Annotated in this window: 17 protein-coding genes and 1 tRNA gene; 13 read left to right on the plus strand and 5 right to left on the minus strand. The window is 60.5% G+C overall.

The window, feature by feature from the left end; all coding sequences use genetic code 11:
* Positions 1–138: 138 nt before the first annotated feature.
* A complete protein-coding gene (locus tag JO015_18795; GenBank protein ID MBW0001146.1) occupies positions 139–1,026 on the plus strand; it encodes a haloacid dehalogenase-like hydrolase in 888 nt (295 codons plus the stop codon).
* Positions 1,027–1,151: 125 nt separating this feature from the next.
* Here the strand turns inward: JO015_18795 and JO015_18800 are convergent, their stop codons facing one another.
* On the minus strand, positions 1,152–3,419 hold the full coding sequence (locus tag JO015_18800; protein MBW0001147.1) for an FUSC family protein: 2,268 nt from the start codon (positions 3,417–3,419) through the stop codon (positions 1,152–1,154).
* 187 nt (positions 3,420–3,606) lie between these two features.
* Between JO015_18800 and JO015_18805 the strand changes: the two genes are divergently transcribed.
* The 8 genes from JO015_18805 (at position 3,607) to tilS (ending at position 14,044) form a co-directional block, all read left to right on the plus strand.
* Positions 3,607–3,822 carry a DUF1656 domain-containing protein gene (locus JO015_18805; GenBank protein ID MBW0001148.1) on the plus strand — a complete coding sequence of 72 codons (216 nt, stop codon included), beginning with the start codon at positions 3,607–3,609 and terminating at the stop codon, positions 3,820–3,822.
* Complete coding sequence (locus JO015_18810) at positions 3,819–4,730, plus strand: HlyD family secretion protein (protein MBW0001149.1); 912 nt, start codon at positions 3,819–3,821, stop codon at positions 4,728–4,730. Before JO015_18805 ends, JO015_18810 begins: the two co-directional genes overlap by 4 nt.
* Before the next feature lie 267 nt (positions 4,731–4,997).
* Positions 4,998–5,082: transfer RNA gene (locus tag JO015_18815), tRNA-Ser, on the plus strand.
* 70 nt (positions 5,083–5,152) lie between these two features.
* Complete coding sequence (locus JO015_18820; GenBank protein MBW0001150.1) at positions 5,153–5,632, plus strand: hypothetical protein; 480 nt, start codon at positions 5,153–5,155, stop codon at positions 5,630–5,632.
* Positions 5,633–5,862: 230 nt separating this feature from the next.
* Positions 5,863–8,079 carry a glycogen debranching protein GlgX gene (gene glgX / locus JO015_18825; GenBank protein MBW0001151.1) on the plus strand — a complete coding sequence of 739 codons (2,217 nt, stop codon included), beginning with the start codon at positions 5,863–5,865 and terminating at the stop codon, positions 8,077–8,079.
* A gap of 8 nt (positions 8,080–8,087) precedes the next feature.
* Complete coding sequence (treZ, locus tag JO015_18830; protein ID MBW0001152.1) at positions 8,088–9,947, plus strand: malto-oligosyltrehalose trehalohydrolase; 1,860 nt, start codon at positions 8,088–8,090, stop codon at positions 9,945–9,947.
* Between the two features lie 27 nt (positions 9,948–9,974).
* Positions 9,975–12,818: a malto-oligosyltrehalose synthase gene (treY, locus tag JO015_18835; GenBank protein MBW0001153.1), complete on the plus strand. Its 2,844-nt coding sequence runs from the start codon at positions 9,975–9,977 to the stop codon at positions 12,816–12,818.
* A gap of 164 nt (positions 12,819–12,982) precedes the next feature.
* Positions 12,983–14,044: a tRNA lysidine(34) synthetase TilS gene (tilS, locus tag JO015_18840; protein ID MBW0001154.1), complete on the plus strand. Its 1,062-nt coding sequence runs from the start codon at positions 12,983–12,985 to the stop codon at positions 14,042–14,044.
* On the opposite strand, the gene JO015_18845 is transcribed toward tilS, so the two are convergent.
* The 3 genes from JO015_18845 to JO015_18855 form a co-directional block, all read right to left on the minus strand.
* Complete coding sequence (locus JO015_18845) at positions 14,023–14,292, minus strand: TfoX/Sxy family DNA transformation protein (protein ID MBW0001155.1); 270 nt, start codon at positions 14,290–14,292, stop codon at positions 14,023–14,025. The genes tilS and JO015_18845 overlap by 22 nt on opposite strands.
* A gap of 199 nt (positions 14,293–14,491) precedes the next feature.
* A complete protein-coding gene (locus JO015_18850; protein ID MBW0001156.1) occupies positions 14,492–15,451 on the minus strand; it encodes an ROK family protein in 960 nt (319 codons plus the stop codon).
* Positions 15,448–16,185, minus strand: a complete 738-nt coding sequence (locus tag JO015_18855; GenBank protein ID MBW0001157.1) for a type III pantothenate kinase — start codon at positions 16,183–16,185, stop codon at positions 15,448–15,450. The genes JO015_18850 and JO015_18855 overlap by 4 nt, the downstream gene beginning before the upstream one ends.
* A 343-nt stretch (positions 16,186–16,528) precedes the next feature.
* Between JO015_18855 and hemB the strand changes: the two genes are divergently transcribed.
* The gene (hemB, locus tag JO015_18860; GenBank protein MBW0001158.1) at positions 16,529–17,521 is read left to right on the plus strand and encodes a porphobilinogen synthase; all 993 of its coding nucleotides are present in this window, start codon (positions 16,529–16,531) and stop codon (positions 17,519–17,521) included.
* A gap of 58 nt (positions 17,522–17,579) precedes the next feature.
* Entirely contained in the window at positions 17,580–18,128 is a 549-nt protein-coding gene (locus JO015_18865; GenBank protein MBW0001159.1) for a hypothetical protein, read from the plus strand.
* A gap of 120 nt (positions 18,129–18,248) precedes the next feature.
* Here JO015_18865 and JO015_18870 read toward each other — a convergent pair whose 3' ends face one another.
* Positions 18,249–19,367: an LptF/LptG family permease gene (locus tag JO015_18870; protein ID MBW0001160.1), complete on the minus strand. Its 1,119-nt coding sequence runs from the start codon at positions 19,365–19,367 to the stop codon at positions 18,249–18,251.
* A gap of 346 nt (positions 19,368–19,713) precedes the next feature.
* On the opposite strand from JO015_18870, the gene JO015_18875 reads away from it, so the two are divergent.
* Together JO015_18875 and JO015_18880 are read left to right on the plus strand one after the other, a co-directional pair.
* A complete protein-coding gene (locus tag JO015_18875; GenBank protein ID MBW0001161.1) occupies positions 19,714–21,771 on the plus strand; it encodes a DEAD/DEAH box helicase in 2,058 nt (685 codons plus the stop codon).
* Positions 21,772–21,784: 13 nt separating this feature from the next.
* Positions 21,785–22,957 (plus strand): SAM-dependent methyltransferase, encoded by a 1,173-nt coding sequence (locus tag JO015_18880; GenBank protein ID MBW0001162.1) that lies wholly within the window; start codon positions 21,785–21,787, stop codon positions 22,955–22,957.
* The last annotated feature ends 82 nt before the right edge of the window (positions 22,958–23,039 follow it).

Raw genomic sequence — 23,039 nt, forward strand, 5'->3', positions numbered from 1 at the left:
GAACTCCGAACGCCGAACGCCGAACGCCGAACGCCGAACGCCGAACGCCGAACGCCGAACGCCGAACGCCGAACGCCGAACGCCACTCGGCACCCGGCACTCGCCACTCTTCCCCCTTTGTGGCATTTGTGGCTTTGAATGGCCCAACCGCAAAATACGATCGCGATCGTCTACGATTATGACCAGACGCTCAGCCCTGCCTACATGCAGGATGACGTGTTGTTTCCCGCGTTCGGCATTCATGCCGGCAAGTTTTGGCAGCGTTGCGCCACCCTGGTGCAGGATGAAGGGTACGATAACGAGTTGGCCTACATGAAGTGTCTGCTGGATTACCTGGCCATGGACCGGCCGACCAACGCTCAACTCAAAAGCCTCGGTGCAAAAATGAAACTCTACCGTGGGCTGCCCGAAATGTTCGAGGAGTTTAACGAGGGATTGCTCGACCCCCAACACGTGAGTTTCGGGATCAAAGTGGAGCACTACGTCATATCATCCGGGTTGAAAATCCTGGTTGAAGGCAGCCGCCTGCGCCCTTACCTGCGGGAGGTCTTCGGGTGCGAATTCGCCGAGGACTCCGAGGGCCGCATCACCTTCCCTAAACGGGTGATCAGCCACACCCAGAAGACGCAGTACCTGTTCCGGATCAATAAAGGCCTGCTCGACATGACCCGGGATGTGAACGACCACATGCCCGAGGCGCTCCGGCCGGTGCCTTTTCCGAACATGATCTATATCGGCGACGGCCCGACCGACGTCCCTTGTTTCACGATCATGAAGAAAAACGGGGGCCAGGCCATCGCGGTCTATGACCCGGATGACGAGGGCCGAAACAGTTTCCGAAAGTGTTTTAACCTCGCAACCCGCGCGGACCGGGTCCGGCACATCGCGCCGGCTGACTACCGGCGGCAAAGCCATTTGCGCTTGCTGCTGGAGGAAATGGTCCAGGAAATTGCCGGCCGCATTCTGGCCAACCACCGGGCGGCCTCGGAAGCCGGCGTCGTCCGCGCCCCGAGGCACGGGGGGTAACTCGTAACGGGTACCGGTTCGGCCTGTGACGTGACTCTGAGGGCCGGGTATCCAGTTCAGTATTCGTCTTCTCGCCGTGGGCCCCGCTTGGCACCCGCTACCAGTTACGAGTCACCAGTTACCCGTTACAGTGCGACATCGCCCAGGTAGCAGTGCAGGCTCAACTCGCGGAGGCGATCCCGGCAGAGCAACAGGCGTTCGGTTAACGCGTGGTAGCGGTCCACCAGTTCGAGCAGGTGCGCAACCGTCTCAACATCTTCACTCGCCAGGATGCCTTCATCGCGGACGCGGCTCAAAGCGGACTCGACGGCGCCCATCGGAGCGTCGAGATCCGGGAACTCGACGCCGGTCCCCGTGCGCCGCCGGAAGGATTCGGCGAGTTTCTCGAGGAATTGGTCGAAGGTGGCTTCCAGGGTCGTGAATGGCTGATGCAATTCCGCGTTTGCCGCCTCAGGCAGGAGCAGGCGCCGGAATTGCCGCAGCAAGGTGACCTGCATGCCTAGGGGCTGGGCTACCCGGATGAAGGTATCAAGACGCTCGCGCTCACCTTTCGAACAGCCCGGGAACATCATCTTTTCCACCGCCCGAAGCGCTTCGATCGGCAGGAGGACGGTCCCCGTGAGAATGAATTCCTGGTCTTTGAGGCCGCCCAGCAGGTTACGCAGGTCCGTAAAGTAGCGGATCAGGTTACCGCGCAGCAGGCCTTGCGGAAGCACCGGCCAGAGTAACCGGGCGACGAGAGCCGCGAGCACCATCCCGGTCATGAGCCCAAGATAGGCGTTCATCAACGTGCTGAACGCCACCGGGACCTGGGGGTTCAGCGCCACGACCGAGTTGATGGCGAGGATCGCAACCTGCATGCGGAAGCTGACGCCCTGGGTGCGGGCGGTTGCATAGCCGAACGCGTAACTAACCAGGAAAAGGAAGACATTCATCGCCCAGTAGTTAGAAAGCAGCGGCATGATCAGCCAGAGCAGGGCGACGACGGGAAGGCCGCACGCGGCCGTTATAAAAACGTTTTGGAAGATCCGAAGGTCGCCGGTACCGCCGGCGTTCAGAAACGGGCGGCCGAAAAGGCTGAAGATCCAGGCGCACAGCGGAATGGCGGTCGACCCCGGGGGATGAAGCCACTCAACGATCAGGAGGGCCAGGCAAACGGAAACGCTGCCCTTGATGGCGGCGCGGACCCAGAACCAATCGATCGACGGCAGGATGGGACGCCGCTTACGCGGCGATGCCGGCGCCAGCCGCGCACGCGGCAGTTCGCCCGAAATTTCCCGCAACAGGTTAAGTTCGTCCCGGATCAGGCGCAGCGTCGCAAAGTGACCAAAGAACGCCTCCCCAGCCGCAGGCGACGCCCGGCGGAAGGTGCCCTGGTCCCGCAATACCTTCACCTTCGCTTCAAGGTCGGCAACGGCGGCATTCAGGCCGGTCGCGGGCAGACCGTAACCGTGCCGGCCGGCGCTGCTCAGGACGCTGAGCTCTGAGTCTATCTCCGAAATGACCCGTTCCAGCTCCGGGCGGACCAGTGCGAGTAATTCCGCCTCCTCGGCACGCCGCCGCTGCAGTTCGAGAACGGCCTGGAAAAGGTGCGTCAGGGAGACCAGGAAGCGCTGGTAATCACCCAGGTGCGCCTGGAAATAGGCGCTGCCCCGGCCCCCGGACTGGAGCAACGTGCGTAACCCCATAATCTGACGGCTGAAGACCCGGCGCAAATCGACGACGCGCTGGGGGTCGACAGCGTCCCCCACGTACGCACGGGCTTCAGCGTTCAAGAGTTGGCGCGCAGTGCCCAACGTTTCATTCGCCCCCTGGATAAATTCTTCCCTCGCGTGACGTGGCCAGATGATGCCGGTGACGAACGTGGCGCTTGCCACGCCGACCAGCGTTTCCAAGGTACGATAAAGGCCGACGTGCCAGACGGCGCTCGGGTTCGGCAAACCGTAAGTCGACACCGAAAGGAGCGTGTTGCCGACCAGGAAATAGGCGTACGGCGCCGCCGCGCTGGCGAGGTGCCCGAATTTGTACGACGCGACAAACACGACCACAGACACCCAGAACAAAAAGGCCCACGGGGTGTTGCCGAAATCGCCGACGACCCATACCCCGATCAACGCCCCGATCAAGGTCCCGAGCGCACGCATGAGCGCTTTGTTGGCAATGGCGCCCACAAAATGCGCATTCATCAGCACCAGCACTGCCAGGATGGACCAGTTCGGGTACGGCAGCCGGAAGAGCTGCGCGATCCAGAGCGCCAGGATCATGGCCAAGCCCATCTTGATTCCGAAGCGCACCCGCAGGTCGCCCAAGGGATTCAGGGCGGCCCAGTCCCGCTGCAAATCCCTGCCCATCGCCGGTGCGGCGGGCGTGGCAGCAGCTTCGGAAGGCGGCATGGCGGTCGGTACCTCTATGTCGAACGGCACGGGCGGCCCGGCCTGATCGCACGTACCAAAACCCGCAACTGTATCCTTGGCAATCCCCCCCTTTACTCGCGCGCGAAATTCCGGAGATTGGCGCTGGCATTGCGGTGGCCGCGACCATCGAATGAATGGTGCGGACGGTGCGAAAAGGATCGAATCCATGGCCATAAATCTGCGTACACCCGAGTTGGACTTCCTCGACCTGCTGCTGCCTTGGAGCCTGGGCATCGGGATCGTCGGTTTCCTGAGCGCGTGGGTCGTGATGACGATTCTGGAACGCACGGGGCTGACGCGGTTTGTCTGGCATGTCCCCCTCTTTTTCCTCGGACTGTTTGTCCTGCTGGCCAGTTTGTTAGGTTTCCTGTTTCACCCATGATGCGCCACCTGTTCAACTTTATGTTAACCCTGGCCATCGTGGCCGGGGCGGCTTACGCCGCCTGGAGCCTCTACCAGCGCTACATCAGCAACCCATGGACACGGGATTGCCAGATCCGGGCAAACGTGGTCGGGATCGCGCCGCGAATCTCCGGTCCGGTCATCCAGGTCGGGGTGAAGGACAATCAGGAGGTCAAGCTGAATGATTTGCTCTTCGAGATCGATCCGGCCGATTACAAGGCACAAGTGCAGATCGCCCAGGGTCAGGTGCTCAACGCCGACGCCAATTTGAAACAGCGGGAACAGGAAATGGCCCGCCAGACGGACCTGTTCCAACGCCACGTCAGCGCCGTTCAGGATTATCAGAACGCGCAGGACAATCTAACCGCGGCCCAGGCGCAGGCCGAGACGGCCAGGGCCAACCTGCAGCTGGCTCAACTCAACCTGAGTTACACCCGGATCACGGCGCCGGTCAACGGCTACGTGACCAACATGAACATCAGTCCCGGCACGTACGTCAGCGCCGGTAAACAGCTGACTGCGCTGGTAGACACAAGCTCGTTCTGGGTCGCCGCCTATTTCAAGGAGACGCAGTTGCCGTTCATCAAGGTCGGCGAAAAGGCCAAGGTCATCATCATGGGGCACCGGGACCATCCGATCACGGGCGAGGTGCGTTCAATCGGCTGGGGCATTTTCGTCCAGGATGGTTCGTCGGATCCCTCGGGACTGCTCCCCGCAGTCAGCCAGACGGTCGACTGGGTCCGGTTGCCGCAACGGTTCCCGGTCCGTATCCAGCTGGCCCCCGACCCTGGTCTGCCGTTGCGGATCGGTCAGACGGTCTCCGTCGCCATGCGCCCGAATGCCGCCACTGCCCAGGCGCCGCCTGCCGAAACGGTGGCCCGGCCCTGAACGCGTAGCGCGTGACTCGTAACTCGTAACTCGTAACGCGTAACGGGTGCGATCTCGGGGGAAAGTCGCCGATGTGAAGCTCAGACTTTCTCTTCCCGCCGTGGTCGACGCGGCGCCGTGTGAACTCTCTCTGCGTGCTGGCCGATGAGCGTCGAGCCGCCTCCGAACCCGTTACGCGTTACAAGTTACCCGTTACGAGTTACGCGTTTGCTCGACACCCGCCCCCCTCGGTGCCATACTTCGCCGTTGCCGGATCGCGGCCCTCAGGGAGGGATGGCAGAGCGGTTTAATGCACCGGTCTTGAAAACCGGAGACCCGCAAGGGTCCGTGGGTTCGAATCCCACTCCCTCCGTTGTACCTGCGCGTTGTCGAGTTAGATTAACTCCGTGCGCTGGCTGGAGTTGTTTGAATTCACCTTTTACATGGTCGAGACGTTCGCTCTGCCGTTTGCCATCCTGGTATTCGTCTACGAACGTCGCAAGGCGCGGCAGGTCGACGAGGAAGAGCTGTACCTGCGGCTCTCCGACGAATACACAAACTTCTTAAAGCTTGTGCTCGACAATGCGGACCTCCAACTGCTGAACAAGCGGGTCCAAGGACTTGATCTTAACGAAGAACAACAGGAGCGCCGGACCGCGCTCTTCGGAATTCTGGTGAGCATTTTCGAGCGCGCTTACCTCCTCGTCTACGAGGAGAATATGAGTAAACAGACCCGGCGGCTTTGGTCCTCCTGGGAGGATTACATGCGCGAGTGGTGCCGCCGTCGCGACTTCTGCGAGGCACTGCCCGAACTCCTGGAAGGCGAGGACCCGGATTTTCGTGCGTACATTGAAAAGATCGCCTCGCAAGCGCACCGGCCGGCTAAACCGGAACCCGGACCGCCGGTCGTCTCTCTACCGTGATCAGAACGGCGCCCCGGACGTGTGCGCCGGGCTGCTTTTCTGCCTGGCGGCGCCCGTGAACTGAAGGTGCCGCCCCACCCTTAATCTCCCGGGTTTCGTCACCGAAAAAGGCATCAGCCCCGGCAAGCAAACCGTTGTCAGGTGCAACACGGTTTTAGCCATCAGTTTACCGGGGGCCGCTAATATATTGATCGACAAGCCCGGGTTCGCTCGTACCCGTAACAGTGCATATGAACAAGATGCGGGTGTGGACCGGGGTACCGTATCCCCTGGGCGCGACATGGACTGAGGATGGCGTCAATTTTGCCCTCTACTCGGAGAACGCTACCGGAGTAGATCTCTGCTTATTTGATGACCAGGAGGCAGATCGTGAATCCGTTCGCATTCGCGTCATTGAACGTACGGATCACGTCTGGCACGTGCTCCTGCCGGATGTCGCTCCCGGGCAACTTTATGCTTTCCGAGTGTATGGGCCTTACACCCCGTCGGCGGGCCACCGTTTTAATGCGTCCAAAGTCCTGCTCGATCCTTACGCCAAGGCCATTGCGGGCAAGATTGATTGGGGACCGGAGATGTTCGGCTATCCCTTGGGAAATCCGGCCGAGGATCTGAAACGCGACTACCGCGACAATGCGTTTGCCATCCCGAAAGCGGCGGTCATCGATCCGGCGTTTGACTGGAAGGGCGACCGGCCACCGCGGATCCCGATGGTCGAATCGATCGTTTACGAGGTGCACGTGAAGGGATTCAGCCAACTCTGGAGTAAAGTACCTGAAAAGCTCCGGGGCACTTATGCCGGGATCGCCTCACCGGCGGCGATCGATTACTTCAAGCGTCTCGGGATTACCGCGGTAGAGTTGCTGCCGGTTCATCAGCACGTTGACGACAGCATCCTGCAGGATCGCGGCCTCACAAATTACTGGGGATACAACACGATCGGCTTTTTCGCCCCGGAATGCTCCTATTCCAGCAAAGGGGTCCTGGGGGGCCAGGTGACGGACTTCAAGGAAATGGTGCGTTCCCTGCACGCGGCGGGCCTGGAGGTCCTCCTCGACGTGGTCTACAACCATACCGCCGAAGGTAATCACCTCGGACCGACGATCTCCTTCAAAGGGATCGACAACGCCGCCTATTACCGCCTCGTGCAGGACGACCGCCGCTACTACATGGATTACACCGGCTGCGGCAACACTCCCAACACGCAAAACCCGCGCGTGCTCCAGCTGGTCATGGACAGCCTCCGCTACTGGGTCACGGAAATGCACGTGGACGGTTTCCGCTTTGACCTGGCTTCCACGCTGGGCCGTGAAGAGCATTTCGTGCAGCGTGACGCCGCCTTCTTCGACATCCTGCTCCAGGACCCCATCCTGTCGCAGGTAAAGTTGATCGCTGAACCATGGGACGTAGGCGAAGGCGGTTACCAGGTAGGAGGTTTTCCCGTACCCTGGGTGGAATGGAACGGCAAATACCGCGACTGCATCCGCCGTTACTGGAAGGGGGATGATGGTACCCTGGGTGAATTTGCCTACCGGATCACGGGCAGCCCTGATTTGTATGAGTACCAGGGCCGCCGGCCTTACACGAGCATCAATTTTGTTACCGCCCACGACGGCTTTACGCTCAACGACCTCGTCTCCTACAACGAAAAACACAACGAGGCGAACGGTGAAGATAACCGCGACGGGGATAACAGTAATAATTCGTGGAACTGCGGGGCAGAAGGACCGACCGACGACGCGGAGATCAATTACCTGCGCAGACGCCAGCGGCGCAATTTCCTTGCGACCCTCATCTTGTCCCAGGGCGTCCCGATGATCAACGCCGGTGACGAGTTCGGGCGCACCCAACTGGGAAACAATAACACCTATTGCCAGGATAATGAGCTCAACTGGTTTGATTGGGATTGGTCGAAAGAGGCCCAGCAACTTTTCGATTACACCAGCCGCCTGCTCGCCTTCCGCCGGAAACACCCGGTGTTCCGCCGCCCGAAATACTTCCTCGGCCGCAAAATCCGCGGGACCGACGTGAAGGACATGATGTGGTTCAACCCGAGCGGCACCGAAATGACGGAAAAGGACTGGACCAGCGGGTACGCCAAGTGTTTTGGTGTACTGGTCAGCGGGGCCACGATCGACGTGCGGGATGCAAAGGGCGAACCGGTACGTGACGACACTTTCCTGTGGTTGTGTAACGCGCACCACGAACCGCTGACGTTCATCCTGCCGGGAAGAAAAGAGATACGATGGCAAACCATCCTGGACTCAGCCGACGAGGAAGGATTCATCGAGGATGAGCGCGTCATTTCCGCAGGTGACGAAATCGAGTTAACGGAACGGAGCCTGTGCCTGCTGCAGCTTTCGTCCGGTGAAGAAAGCTTTGCTCGCGAGGAATCGTGGACCGCCAAGGAAGGCAAGTCTCCATCGAAGACACCATCCAGAAAGGAATAATAAATTTCGTGCAATCCAGAAAATTTTCGCAAGGGCCGGAGTGGGGTGGCATCGGCGTCTGGTACCGGACGTGGGCCGTCGGTAAGAACGAGGTAAGCGTTGCGATCCTTAATGCACAGGGTGAGGTGCTGCGCCGTCTGCCCCTGGAAAAGGAGGCACGCGAAGATTATTACTCCGGGCACGATCGTCAGGGGCAGCCGGGAGACCTGTATAAATACGAACTGGACGGCCAGCTTTTCCCGGATCCCGCGAGCCGTTTCCAACCTTTCGGGGTGCACGGCCCGTCCCAGGTTGTGGACGGCTCCCGGTTTCGCTGGCGCGCGCAAGGCTGGAAACGTCCCGGGGTGCATGAACTGGTCATTTACGAACTGCACGTCGGCACCTTTACGGCGGAAGGGACCTACGCGGCCATCCCGCAGCATTTTCCTGACCTGAAGAGGATCGGGGTCAACGTGATCGAGCTTATGCCGGTGGCTGATTTTCCGGGCCGCTGGAACTGGGGTTACGACGCGGTGATGTGTTATGCGCCGAGCCGGGCGTACGGCTCGCCTGATGACCTTCGCGCCTTCGTCGACGCGGCGCACGAGGCCGGTCTGGCGGTGATCCTGGACGTTGTTTACAACCACTTCGGGCCGGACGGAAATTACATGGGCGCTTACGCTCAGGATTATTTCAACCCCGAGCACCACACCCCCTGGGGTGCGGCTTTCAATTTCGACGCGCCCCATGCCGGCCCGGTCCGGACGTTCTTCGCCGAGAACCCGATCTACTGGCTCGACGATTTCCATGTCGACGGGTTCCGGTTGGACGCCACCCACGCCATCCCGGATGACTCTCCCAAGCACGTCATCCAGGAAATCACCGAGGAAGTCCAAAAACGCGGCAGCTTGGTCATCTGTGAAGACCCGCGGAACGATCGCAGGCTGATTCTTCCCCGTGAAGCGGGCGGTTACGGTTGCGACGCCGTCTGGGCGGACGACTTCCATCATGTGGTGCGGGTGCAGATGACCCAGGAACACGAAGGTTACCTCGGGTATTTCAAAGGAACCGTCGACGAAATTGTCCGGACCTTGAATGAAGGCTGGCTTTTTACGGGTCAGACCCAGATTGACGGCCTGCCGCGGGGCACCAAGGGAAATGACCTGCCGCCGGAGCGGTTTGTGGCCTGCATTTCCAACCACGACCAGGTCGGCAACCGCGCCTTCGGCGACCGGATAAATTCCACCGTCACCCCGGCCGCTTATCGCGCGGCCAGCGGTCTTTTCCTGCTTTCCCCGTACACCCCGATGCTTTTCATGGGACAGGAATGGGCGGCGTCAACGCCGTTCCTGTATTTTACCGACCACGAAACGGAACTCGGCCGCAACATCACCAAGGGACGCCGGAAAGAATTTGCCGAGTTCAAGGCCTTCAGCGACCCGATCATCCGGGAGCAGATCCCCGATCCTCAGGCCGAGGGCACGTTCATGCAGTCGAAGATCGACTGGAATGAGGTTGAAGACGGTGATCACGCCGGCGTGCTGGACCTTTACACCGATTTCCGGCAACTGCGCGTTCGCAAACTCCAGGGCCTGCAGCGCGGGCAGTGGCGGGCCGAGCAACTCAGCGAATCCGCTTTTGGCTTACGTTATCAGCTTGCCAGCGGCCAGATTCTGCTGGTGCTCGCGCAACTGGTTCCTTCGGTGAACCAGCTCGGCCTGGATAACAAAAGCATCCTGCAGCCCACCCACGGTCATACCTGGAATTTTGTCCTGTCCACCAATGAACCCAAGTACGGCGGCGAACGGCCGGGACTCTGGGATCCGGCCGAAAAACAATTTGTGCTGAGCGAACCGGAGGTCATCGTCTTTTTGGACGGCCAACCGTAAGGCACAACGAACCAAGGAGGAAACCTCATGGCTCCACATCCCCGAATCCCGATCGCGACCTACCGCTTTCAGTACAACCGGACTTTCAAGTTTTCGGATGCCGTTCAGGTCATCCCTTACCTGCAGAGGCTGGGCATCAGCGACCTTTACAGCTCGCCGTTCTTTCGCTCGCATCCGGGAAGTGACCACGGTTACGACGTCAGCAACCACAACGAGATCAATCAGATCATCGGGCACCGGGACGATTTTGACGCGCTGGTCAGTGCGCTCCAGGAGCGCAACATGGGCCACCTTGCGGATTTCGTGCCCAATCACATGGGCATTTCCGACCCCAACAACGACTGGTGGATGGACGTGCTCGAAAATGGTCCTAGCTCAACGTTCGCACCCTTTTTCGATATCGATTGGGATCCCATCAAAGAGCAGCTCCACAACAAGATCCTGTTGCCGGTCCTCGGGGACCAGTACGGGCGCGTTCTGGAACGTGGGGAACTGGGCCTGGACTACCGCGACGGCGCCTTCTTCGTGACGTATTACGATTGGGTTTTCCCGCTGAATCCGCGCACGTACCATTTCATCCTGCAAGTTGCCCTCCAGCACCTGTCCCGCTACTCCGACGAGATCATGGTGCCGGAACTTGAAAGCATCATCACGGCGCTGGAGCACATGCCGGCACGCACCGAGACCGACCAGGCAAAAGTGCGCGAACGCGCCCGCGAAAAGGAAGTCGTCAAACGCCGCATTGCGCGGCTGTGCGCGGAGTATCCGCAGGTGCGCGACGCGATCGACATCGCCATGAATGAGATCCAGGGCCGCGTCGGTGACCCGCATTCGTTTGATCTGATGGACCGTCTGCTCGACGCCCAGGCTTATCGCCTGAGCTACTGGCGCGTTGCGGGCGAAGAAATCAATTACCGGCGGTTCTTCGACATCAACAACCTGGCGGCGATCAAGGTGGAAAACCCGGTCGTTTTCGAGACGATCCACCGGCTCATCTTCGAATTGCTCAAGTCGGGCAAGGTCACGTCCCTGCGGATTGACCACGTCGACGGGCTGCGTTACCCGAAGGCCTACCTGCGCGATCTGCAGCGGCGCTTCCTCGAGATTCCAGATAGCGAGGTGGTGGAGGAAAGCGTCCTGCGTGACCGGGGCTTTTACCTCATCGTTGAAAAGATCCTTTCCGGCGACGAAAAGCTGCGGACCGATTGGCCCATCCACGGCACGACCGGGTACGATTTCACCACGGACGCGACCCAATTGCTCGTCGACTCCTCCAACGCCGAGCCGTTCTCGCGGATCTATCGTGAGTTCATCGACCGGTTCGTGCACTTCGAGTCGCTGGTCTTCGAGAAGAAACGCCTGGTGATGGACGTTTCGCTCTCGAGCGACATCGAGTCGCTTAGCCATATGATGAGCGAACTGGCGGAACGGGACCGGCTCCACCGCGATTTCACCCGTGATTCCCTGAGCGCGGTCGTCCGGGACCTGATCGCCTGTTTCCCGGTCTACCGCACCTACATCGGGGAGGAGTCGGTGGTTTCTGAAGCCGATCGTCAGGTCGTCCTCCGGGCCTTGCGCGCCGCCAAACGGCGCAACCCGTCTCTGGACATCTCGATTTTTAACTTCCTGCGTGACCTGTTGCTCCTCGAAAAATTCGAAGGGTTCGATGACCAGGCGCGCCAGCTGCAGCTCGATTTCGTTCTGAAATTCCAGCAATGCACCGGGCCGATCATGGCAAAAGGCCTCGAAGATACGGCATTCTACATCTACAACCGGCTGATCGCGCTGAACGAAGTCGGCGGCGAACCTCAGCATTTCGGGTTCAGCCTCGAAAAATTCCACGAGCGTAACCGGCACCGGTTTGCCACCACTCCCGCCACCCTCCTGACGCTGACCACGCACGACACCAAGCGCAGCGAGGACGTGCGCGCACGAATTGCCGTCCTGAGTGAAATCCCCCGGGAATGGCAACACTGGCTTGAGGATTGGCGCAAAATGAATTTCGAGTTCAAGACGGATGTCGAGGGTGAACTCGCGCCGAGCGCCAACGAGGAATACCTGCTGTATCAATCCCTGGTAGGAATGTGGCCGTTCTCAGACGAGGAGGTAAACGAGGAATTCGAACAGCGCCTCCAGCGCTATTTCAATAAGGCCATCAAAGAGGCGAAGGTTAACAGCAGCTGGGTCCAGCCCAACCAGAATTGGGAGGACGCAGCGTCGCAGTTCCTGCACCGGATCCTGGAGCCCGGACACCCGTTCCGTAAGGCGATGGCCGATGTCGGCCAGGTGATCGGCTGGCACGGCATGCTTAACTCCCTGAGCCAGACGGTCCTGAAACTTACGTTGCCGGGTGTTCCGGACTTTTATCAAGGCACGGAACTGTGGGACTTCAGCCTGGTGGACCCGGATAACCGCCGGCCGGTGGATTACAAAAAGCGGGAAGAAGCCCTCGATGCAATTGAGGGCCGTTCTCCGCAGGATCTCCTCCGTGAATGGCAGAGCGGGCACGTGAAACTGGCCCTCATCCACCGCCTGCTGATGTTCCGGAAACAATACCCGGCCTTGTTCCAGCAAGGCAATTACGCGTCGTTGTACGCTTCCGGCCCGTTGGCGGAAAACTGCGTCGCCTTCTCTCGTAAACTGGACCGGGAACGCCTCCTCGTCATCGCGCCCCGGCTGACCACCCGCCTTGGAAAGCCGAACGAAGCCTTCAATTGGCGGGATACCCAGCTCCTGCTCGACGAAAGCCTGCCGGCAATGGCCGACGTGCTCTCCGATCGCAAACTGAAGGCCAACGCAGAAGCTGTGCCGCTGGAACTGCTGAACGAGTTTCCGTTCGCAGTGTTCCATGGGGGAACGAGCAACGGGTAACGGGTAACGGGTAACGGGTAACGGGTAACGGGTAACGGGTAGCGGGTAGCGGGTGGCGGGTAACGAGTAACGAGTGGCGGGTTGCGGCCGCACTTACCCCCGGTGCGGTCCGGCCATTTTGCTTTTCCGTATTGGGTTGAGACCGGCGTGAACCTTTTCATTCCATGTGCCAGATTCCGGGTGACGTGAACCCGTCACCCGTTACCCTTCAATCGTTGCGCGCTACCCTGTCTGCCTTCCCCGCGGACCAGCGTTACCTGGCGGGAGTTTCCGGGGGAATGGATTCGTGCGTGTTGCTCGACCTGCTCCTCGCAGCCGGTTTTCGTGATCTGGTGGTGTGCCACTTCAACCACCGGCTTCGCGGCGCGGCCAGCGACGAAGATGCCGATTTCGTCCGGCAATTAACCGTCCGGCATGGCCTGGCGTTCCACGCCGGAGAGGCCCCCGACTTTTCCACCAAAGCCCTGGAAACCGCCGCGCGTGCAGCGCGGCTCGTTTTTTTCGCGGAAACCGCTCGAGCGTACGGCACAAACCACCTGTTCCTCGCACACCACGCTGATGACCAAGTCGAAACGTTCATTTTTCGCCTGCTTCGCGGGACGGCGTCGCCCGGCCGGGCAGGGATGCGGGCCGGGACCGTGCACCGGGTCGGCGACCTGGAATTGATCATTCACCGTCCTTTGCTGGCGGCGTGGCGGGCTGATCTGCTTGCGTACGCGAACGCGCGCGGCCTCGCCTGGCGCGATGATGCAACCAATGCGGAGCCGGTGACCGCGCGCAACCGGGTGCGTCACGAACTTATTCCGCTGGCCGAATCGATCATGGGACGCGCCGTCAGGCCGGCATTGCTGCGCTGCCTCGAAATCAGCCAGGATGAAGAGCGTTTTCTCGAAGCGGCTACGCCTGATCTCTGGCAACGGGCCGATCTGCCGGTGGACCAGCTCCGGCTATTGCCGGCGGCTTTGCAGCGGCGGGTGGTACACCAGTGGTTAAGACGCCTCGGAGTTCCGGACGTCGGCTCCGCCGAAGTCGAGGCCACGCGTAACCTGGCGCTCAGACTTGACCCGGCCAGGATCAACCTGCCGGGTGGAAACCAGGTGCGACGGCGGCAAGGAAGGATTTTTATCGAGCTTCCGGCCGGCGGCGACGTCCCCATCCTCCCCGCCGGCGATGCTGCAGCGGACAAACTATCCCCCCTGATCAATCAGCGCACGCCTTGCGAGTAGGCGACCACCTCCAGGCACAACTCCTGTTGGCGATCCAATGGTACTTGCGTCCAGCGTACCCCGGAGATCGCTCCCTCCAGGCGCAGCAAGCCGTCAATGCCTCCTTGCCAACCCTGTCTTAAAAGGCGTTGCCAAGCCTTGCCAGCGCCGATTCGGATGAGAGCGTCCGCATCCGTGATTCCTACCTGCCTCAACCGCACCGCTAACCCGAGGTCGATATTCGGGAGTGATTCAATTGATTTACTCATCTAAACTTACAACGTTCTGACGAGAACCGGATTAAGATTAATCGGAAAAGCAGCCGGAAAGCAACCGCTTATTTATTATAATAACTGGCATTCATTTATAATATCTGGCAATGCTGGCGGCCGGTCCGGGCCGTGACTGTTCCGCTGACGAGCGGTCAGCCCCTCGTCGCCGGCTTCCCGTTTTCCGGTAACCCGGTGTCTACAGCGCCGAGTTGCGGTTTGGCAGGAATTCCGATTCGAGGGCGAGCGCGGCGGCCCCGATGATGCCGGCGTCATTGCCGAGGGTGGCAGGCACCACCTCCAGTTTCTCCCAGAACGTTCGTTCGCACCGGCTTTCGATCGTCCTGCGGATAGGCCCGAAAATAAGGTCGCCGGCTTTGGCCACTCCGCCGCCGATGACGATGCGGTCCGGGTTGATCAACCATATGGCATTGACCAACGCCACGCCGAGCTTGAGGCCGATGTCTTCCCAGAGCTGTTTGGCCAGGGGATCACCCGCGTTTGCCGCCGCGGCGAGCTGCGGCAGGTCGGCATCAACGTCGGAAATCGCCTTGCCGGACAGCGCGTAGATCTCCTTGGCCCGCTCGGAGATGTGCACATGACCGACGTAAGCCTCGACTGCGCCTTTGTTGCCGTAGACGAAGTCTTTTCCTTGATAATCGATCGAGGTCTGGCCGATCTCGCCCGCCACCTTCGTGGCGCCCCGGTGCAGCCGTCCGTTGATGATGATCCCGCCGCCGATGCCGGTGCCCAGCGTCACGCAAATCACGTGCGGCAGATTCTGGCCGGCACCGTGTTTCCACTCGGCGTACGCCATTGCCTTGGCGTCGTTCTCGAGGTTGGTGACCAGCCCGGTCCGTTCGCTCACTACCGCGCGCAGCGGGATACGATGCCAACCCTTGACGTTGGTCAGGTTGACCACAATGCCCGCCGCCGGATCGATGATGCCCGGTACCCCGAAGCCGACGGCTTCAATTTCGGGGTGCTCATGTCGAAGCCGTAAAATTTCCTGTACGATGGACTGGATTAACGCTGCCGTATCGCCGTCCTGGCGGGTTGGGATGACGTCGCCGCGCGCGATGATCCGCCCGTCTTGAACGACGCCGGGTTTGATGCTGGTGCCGCCGAAATCGATGCCGAGGGAGATAGGACCGTTCATGAGCCAAGAGGATTTTGTGACGCGATGATTCTGAGCCCCTCAAGGGTGAGGTCTGGATCGACGATTTGCAACTCGGGAAGTTTGGCGGCGATCAGGGCCGCATAACTGCCGGTCGCCACGATTTTGGCCTTGCCGGCAAGTTGGGCCACGATCTCGGTCACGATTTGCCGCACGAGACCGCGGTAACCGTAGACGGCGCCGGCCAGCATCGCTGCGCGCGTCGATTTACCGATCACCTGAACGGGTTCCTCAAGGTCGATTCGCGGCAGCAACGCCGTCCGATCATACAGGTAATCGGTCATCACCCCCAAGCCCGGAGCGATCACTCCCCCGAGGTAAGTTCGTTCCTGCGAAACGATGTCAAAGGTGACGGCGGTACCGAAGTCCACCACGATCGCCGGAGCACCGTGGCGGTGCACCACGCCGACGGCGTTTGCCAGGCGGTCCGCGCCGATGTTGTCCGGTTCGGGAAAATCGATGCCGATGCCCAGGTTCAGCCGGGGCGTCAATTCGAGCAGCCGTCCCCGGAACATCCGTCGTAAGACACCGGTCTTTCGAGGTACGACCGAGCCCACCACGGCGCTTTCGAACTTCCACCCGCCTATCGCCCGGCGGAGGGCCTCCACGGAAAGCGTCCGTGTCGGAATCACTTTTTTTCTCAACAACCGGTCGCGGTCGCTCAGGGCGAGTTTGGTCGAGGTGTTGTTAAGGTTAACCAAAAGGTAATCGGCCACGGCAGAGAATGCCACAGATGGAAGAGAGTGTCGGGTGCCGGTCACACGGCGGGCACCACGTAAGAGTTCACACGGCGAACACGGCGAGCCACGGCGACCACGGCGGCAAGAGGAAAGGGTTCGGCGTTCGGAGCGGCATCCTGGAGGGTGGGTGCGAGTGTCAAGCTCACAGTTGCCCAGGGTTTCTTAATCTGTGTCAAGCTGTGTAATCTGTGGATGTTTCCTCTTTTCTGCGTTCTCTGCGTGTTCTGCGGATAATTCTGTCTTCCCGCCGTGGCGCCGTGTCACCCGACACCCGGCACCCGGCACTCGACACCCGCCACCCCCCACTCTACCTTCTCCCATGCTTAGTCTGCCCCTGCGCCCCCGGCGTTTGCGCGCTTCGGCTTCCGTCCGCAACCTGGTAAGGGAGTGCCGCCTGCACCGTCAGCAGCTCATTTTGCCGGTCTTCGTCTCGGAAAAGGCCGGTGAACCGCAGCCGGTGAAGAGCATGCCGGGCGTGGTGCAACATTCTTTGGCATCGTTGGTTGAAGAGACCCGCCGGATCAGTGATGCGGGTCTTCCGGCGATCCTGCTGTTCGGCATTCCCTCGGAGAAAGACGAAGGGGCCAGCCAGGCTTACGCCGCTAAAGGCATCGTGCAGCGAGCGGTGCGTGCCGTGAAGCAAGCCGCGCCGGGGCTGACCGTCATCACCGACGTCTGTCTCTGTGAATACACGTCGCACGGCCACTGCGGTCTCGTCGAGGGTCACCGCGGCGATTACCGGGTCGTCAACGACGCTTCGGTGGAACTGCTGGCCCGCACGGCCCTCAGTCATGCCGAGGCCGGGGCCGATGTGGTTGCTCCCAGCGACATGATGGATGGCCGGGTCGGTGCAATCCGGTCCGCTTTGGACAGTCACCGTTACCACGACGTCGCGATCATGAGCTACGCGGCAAAGTTCTGCTCGGCTTTTTATGGCCCCTTCCGGGATGCGGCGGAAAGCGCGCCGCAGTTCGGCGACCGTCGCACCTACCAGATGGATCCGGCCAACGCCCTGGAAGCCCTGCGCGAGGTGGCGATCGACGTCGAGGAGGGCTGCGACCTGCTCATCGTCAAGCCCGGGCTGCCGTACCTGGACCTGTTGTGGCGGGTCAAGGAACGGTTCGAACTGCCGACCGCGGTGTACAACGTCAGCGGTGAATACGCCATGTTGAAAGCGGCGGCCATGAACGGCTGGCTCGACGAGAAACGGGCAGTCCTCGAACTCATGACCGGCTTTCGCCGGGCCGGCGCCGACATGATCATCACTTACTGGGCCAAGAACCTGGTCCCGTGGTTGGACGAGGAAACTTAAAGGGGCTTTCCGGCGCCCAGGCGCAACTTCACGGGCGGGAATGGGTTTTATTCATCGTATGAAAATTCGTTCGCTCCTCCGCCTCCTGCCTGCGGTCGCGCTGGCCGCCACCCTCGGGACCGCTGTTGCCAAGCCTAAAGCCAAAGCTTCGCCGTCGCCAAGTCCTGCGGCGGAAACTCAGGACACCACCGCCGCATCGACCTCGGCTGATACGAATGCTCCCGCCGGGGGCAAAAAGCGTACGGTCTCGCCCGATTCGATCAAGAAGCGGTTTCTCACCGAACTTCAACACCAGGCCGGGCTGACCACGGCGCAGGAGCCTAAGGTTAAGCCGATCATCGACAAGTACGTCAACGACCGTGAGGCGGTGAAGAACGATACCTCGCTGAACACCGCAGGCAAAAGGGATAAACTCAAGCAACTGCGCGTCCAATACGAATCTGACATCAAAGGGGTACTGACGCCTGACCAGCAGAAAAAGTGGACCGCCTACAGAGAAGGTCAGAGGGAAAAATTGCGCGCCGCCCGGGAAAAAGCCGCAGGCAACCGCAAAGCATCCACGGGTAGCGCCGCCCAGCCGGCGACAGGTGCCAAGACCTCCCAATAACCTCCGCGCTGATTCCCCACAGAACGAAATCGGAAACACCCGCCGGCTGGCAGATGCAGCCGGCGGTTGTCGTTCGGCGAGGGGCTCCGGAAACATCAGCCATTTGGGGTGTTTCCCGGCTCAGCCCAGAAACGGCAGGGGCCGGTTATTGGATCGCAGGTAAACCAGATACAGCCCGACCAGCAGGAAACCGGTCGCAGGGGCCCAAGCGGCTACAGGCGGCGAAATCCGGAAACCTTGGCCCAAAGCGAGGAAGATATTGCTGGAAGTGTACAGGCCGATAAATAGAAACAGCCCTCCGGCCACGCCGCCCAACGCGCCTCGACGGGAAAAGACCACGCACATCGGACTGGCCACCAGCACCACCACCAGCGCGTTCCACGGAAGGGCGTACCGGTACCAGAACTGAGTTTGGTACTCCGCAAGGTTGGCCGGCGGGAAATCGGCGTTTGCCCGCAGGTAATGTTCTAACTGCGGTACGGTCATGAATTTACCCTTCAAAGCCGAACTTCCGAGCTGCCAGGGCGTTTCCGTCCAGCCCGGCACATCCCGTTTATTAAAATATTCCTCCTTCACCACGTCGCCGGAAGCATTCACGTACGTGACCTTGCCGGTAATAAACGTCCACACGTTACGAACCCGGTCGTGCTCTGCAGAACGCGCATAAAGCGTGTAGAAAATCACGCCGGCGGCATTTTCCTGGATCACCTGCAAACCGCTCAACTGTTCGGACTTCGTGTTCAGATGCTGGATGAACCACGTCCGGTGATCTTTCCGGTTCACAAATATGTGCCCGTCCAGGTTGGTTGTCTTCGATCGGCCGCGGACCACCTCGTCAATCATGTAAGTGGCCGCGTATTCACCTTTCGGGGCCAGCTCGAAATTCAGAAAGGTGCAGACGCCCGTCAGGATCAGACCCACGATGATTACCGGCATCAATACCCGCACGACGCCGCGGCCGGCGGTGAGCATCGAAACGATTTCGTTCCGGCGGGACATGCGGGTCAGCACGTAGAGCAAGCCCAGCAGGATGGCCAGCGGTATCCAGTTCACGAGGATGAACGGGAGTTGGGTCAGATAGTACAGCGCGATCATGCCGACCGACAGGTGCGCATCCTGGAAGTTGGCCGTGTTTTCGCCGAGATCGTAGATCAGCCAGATCGCCACCATCCCGAAAAGCGCGTAAAAGAACGGCACCAGGAAGTTCTTAAGCAGATAACGGTCAAAGATTCCGAACACCGGTACTACTTAACGCATCACCGCCGGGTGTCGAGCGCCGGGTACAGCTCGGAGTTTGGAGTTCGGAGTTCGGAGTTCGGAGAAAAGAGAAAACATCCACAGATTACACAGATTGACACAGATTATTGAGACTTAATCGATACGATCATGGTCATTGCCCCCCGAATTTTTCGATGATCATATTTGTTAAAGCTCAATAAGGGCACACGGCGGCCGCAGCGGAGGAGAATCACACGGCGAACACGGCGAAAAGAGGGGGAAAGAGTTCGGAGCGGCAGAGAATGCCACAAATGAAGAGGCGCCGATGCCGTCGTGAGATGTCTTTTGAATCTGTGTCAATCTGTGGATGCTCTCCTTTTCTGCGTTGTCTGCGTGTTCTGCGGATGAAAAATGGGACGTACGAGCGTATTTTTGGGATCCTGTGATTGCCCTGCGAGAGGATTTTGATGATGACTTTGTTCGGAGCATCCGTGAGACGTTCGACCGCGACGGGCTGCTTTCGACCGCAAAAAACTTTGAATACCGGCCCGAGCAGCAGGAGATGGCGGTGGCGGTGGCTCGCGCCTTATCCGAACAGCATCACCTGGTGGTCGAGGCCGGCACAGGCGTGGGAAAATCCCTGGCTTACCTGATGCCCGCCGTACAGTTCGCGCTGGATAATCAGCGCAAAGCCATCATCTCGACGCACACGATCAACCTGCAGGAGCAACTGCTCCAGAAAGACATCCCGATCGTCCGGCGCTTGCTTGACCGGCCGTTCGAGGCGGCTCTGCTGAAAGGCCGGCAGAATTACCTGTGCCCGAACCGGCTGGCCCGGGCCCTGCAGAGTCAGACCGAGCTGTTCACCAGCCCCGAGCAGGAAGAACTGCGCCGGATCCATGCCTGGAGCCAGCGCACCACCGAGGGTACCCTCAGCGACTTTGACGTCGAACCCGACCCGGCGGTTTGGAGCCAGGTTTGCAGCGAGGCGCACATTTGCACGCCCAAGAGGTGCGGGCCGGGCGGCAATTGCTTTTACCAGCGTGCCCGCAAACAACTGATCAGCGCCGACGTGGTGGTGGTGAATCACACGCTCTTTTTTCTGGCGCTGGACAACGCGGGCGAGCCTGAGAACCGCGCATCCGGGTACCTTTTCGCGAATGACTTCGTCATTTTCGACGAGGCGCATACGCTTGAAGCCGTTGCGTCCCGCCAGATCGGGATCGGCGTTTCCCAGTACGGGCTGCGCCAAGCCTTGCAACGCCTTTACAACCAGAAGACGCAGAAAGGCCTGTTTGCGCTGCTGCGCGAAGCCGGTGCGGTACGCGAGACGGCCGAAGCGCAGGATGCCCTGGACCGCTTCTTCCGCGGCATTGAAGAAGCTGCCGATTTCCGCAAAGGACGCGAATGCCGGATCCGCCAGCCCGACCTGGTACCCGATTCGATCACGACCGCACTGGCGCGGGTGCAGTCAGCCGTGGTCGGCTTGGTCAAGAAAACTGAGGACGAGACCCTGAAGGGCGAATTGCAGGACCTGGGTCGCCGGATCCGGGACGCCCGGGTCGGGATTGCCGGCTTTCTCAGCCAGACCGAGGAAGATCACGTCTACTGGATCGAGCGCACCGGCAAAACCGGGCAATACCTGAACCTGCACGCAACGCCGGTGGACGTTTCGGGGACGCTTGAGCGTCTGCTGTTTCCGGAAGGCCGCACCTGCATCATGACCAGCGCCACCCTGGGGGTCGGCCGCGAGGATCTGGCCTACTTTCGAAACCGGGTCGGCGCATTTGACGTGGAGGCCCGGCAGATCGGCAGCCCGTTCGATTACGAAAAGCAGATGCGCTTGTTCGTCGTGCAGAAAATGCCCGACCCTCGCGATCCGCGGTACGAGGACGCCCTGGAGCACTGGATCAGCCATTTTGTGGACGAGAGTTGCGGGCGGGCGTTCGTCCTGTTCACTAACTACAAGACCATGACGGCCATGGCTGAGCGGATGGAAGCCGAGCTTTCCGAGCAATACACTTTCCTTGTGCAGGGCCAGGGCGCCTCGCGCACCCGTTTGCTGGATCGTTTCCGCAAGGCCGGCAACGGCGTCCTGTTCGGGACGGACAGTTTCTGGGCGGGGGTCGACGTCCCGGGTGAAGCGCTCTCCAACGTGATCATCACGCGCTTGCCGTTCGCGGTTCCCGATCACCCGTTGATGGAAGCCAAGCTGGAGTACATCCAGGCCAACGGCGGCGATCCGTTCTCGGAATATTCCCTGCCTGAAGCGATCCTGAAGCTCCGCCAGGGGGTCGGCCGCCTCATTCGGACGAAAACCGACCGGGGCATGGTCGTGATCCTGGATAACCGCGTCCTCACCAAACCGTACGGACGCGCCTTTCTGCAGGCGCTGCCGAAGTGCAAAGTGGAAATCGTTAAATAATCCACGGGAGGCCATGAACGCTGTTGATGTGTTTTGTTCCAACCTGCAGGACGCCCTGGCCGGGGGCGCGTTTCGTAAATTGACCCTGGGAAAGCTGCGTGACGAACTGGCGGACCAGGAACACGTTTACGTGCGGCCGGTGGAAGTGCGGGGCGAACTGCAACTCTCTTTTGTGCATCGTTACCCGGATCACGATACCACCAAGAACTTTCCACCGGCAGACGCTCTGGCCCGGATCCGCACCTGGCTGGGCACGGCGTCATTGGCCGCGACCCTGTTTACCACGGCTGAAAGGGTCCAACTGCGGTTCAACCGGCGGGGTAAACCGCAGCTTCAGCGCCAGCGAGAAACCGGGGAACCGCCTTCGCTCCAGCACGACCAATCCAAGGCACGGCTGTTGCAGGACGAGCGTTTTCTGGTCCAACTCGGCGTGCTGGATCCCGCTGGGAAACCCAGGCCCCAGATGGGCGATAAGTACCGCCAAGTGCACCACTTCATCGAACTGGTGGCCCCGCTCACCCGCGAGATGCAGCCGGGCGAACGCGTCAAAGTGGTCGACCTCGGCTCCGGCAAAGGTTACCTGACGTTCGCATTGTACGTGTTTCTGACCGGGAAGGGCCTGCAGGCGGAGGTCACGGGCGTCGAACAGCGCCGGCCTTTGGTGGACCTCTGCAACGAGATCGCCGGAAGCTGCGGCTACGGCGGATTGCGGTTTGAAGCCGCCCGGATTTCCGAAACCAGCCTTGCCGGCGCTGACCTGGTCGTGGCCCTCCACGCCTGCGACACCGCTACCGATGACGCCTTGCTGGCTGCAATCCGGGCGGGTGCACGCTGGATCCTGGCTGCGCCGTGCTGCCACCAGGAAGTTCGTCCCCAGATCCGGCCGCCGGAGGGATTGGAACCGCTCTTCCGTTTCGGCATCCAGGTGGATCGCCTGGCGGAATCCGTCACCGATACCATCCGGGCGCTGTGCCTCGAGGCTGCCGGCTATGAGAGCCGGATCCAGGAATTCATCAACCTGGAACATACGCCCAAGAACCTTCTCATCCTGGCCGCCAAACGCCCGAAAACCGTTGATCAATGCCGGAAATGGCAGGAGGTCATCGCGTTCCAAACCCGCTTCGGCATCCGGCGGCAACGCCTCGCCGACGCACTCGCAGCGGAAGCGGAGAAATGCCCTGACTGAAGCGACGCAGACGCCGGCGTGACCGGCGGGCAGCAGGCGTCACGCTCGGGTTTCGGGGCGAGGTTGAGGTTGACACCGCTGC

The sequence above is a fragment of the Verrucomicrobiota bacterium genome (assembly GCA_019247695.1).
GTDB lineage: Bacteria > Verrucomicrobiota > Verrucomicrobiia > Chthoniobacterales > JAFAMB01 > JAFBAP01.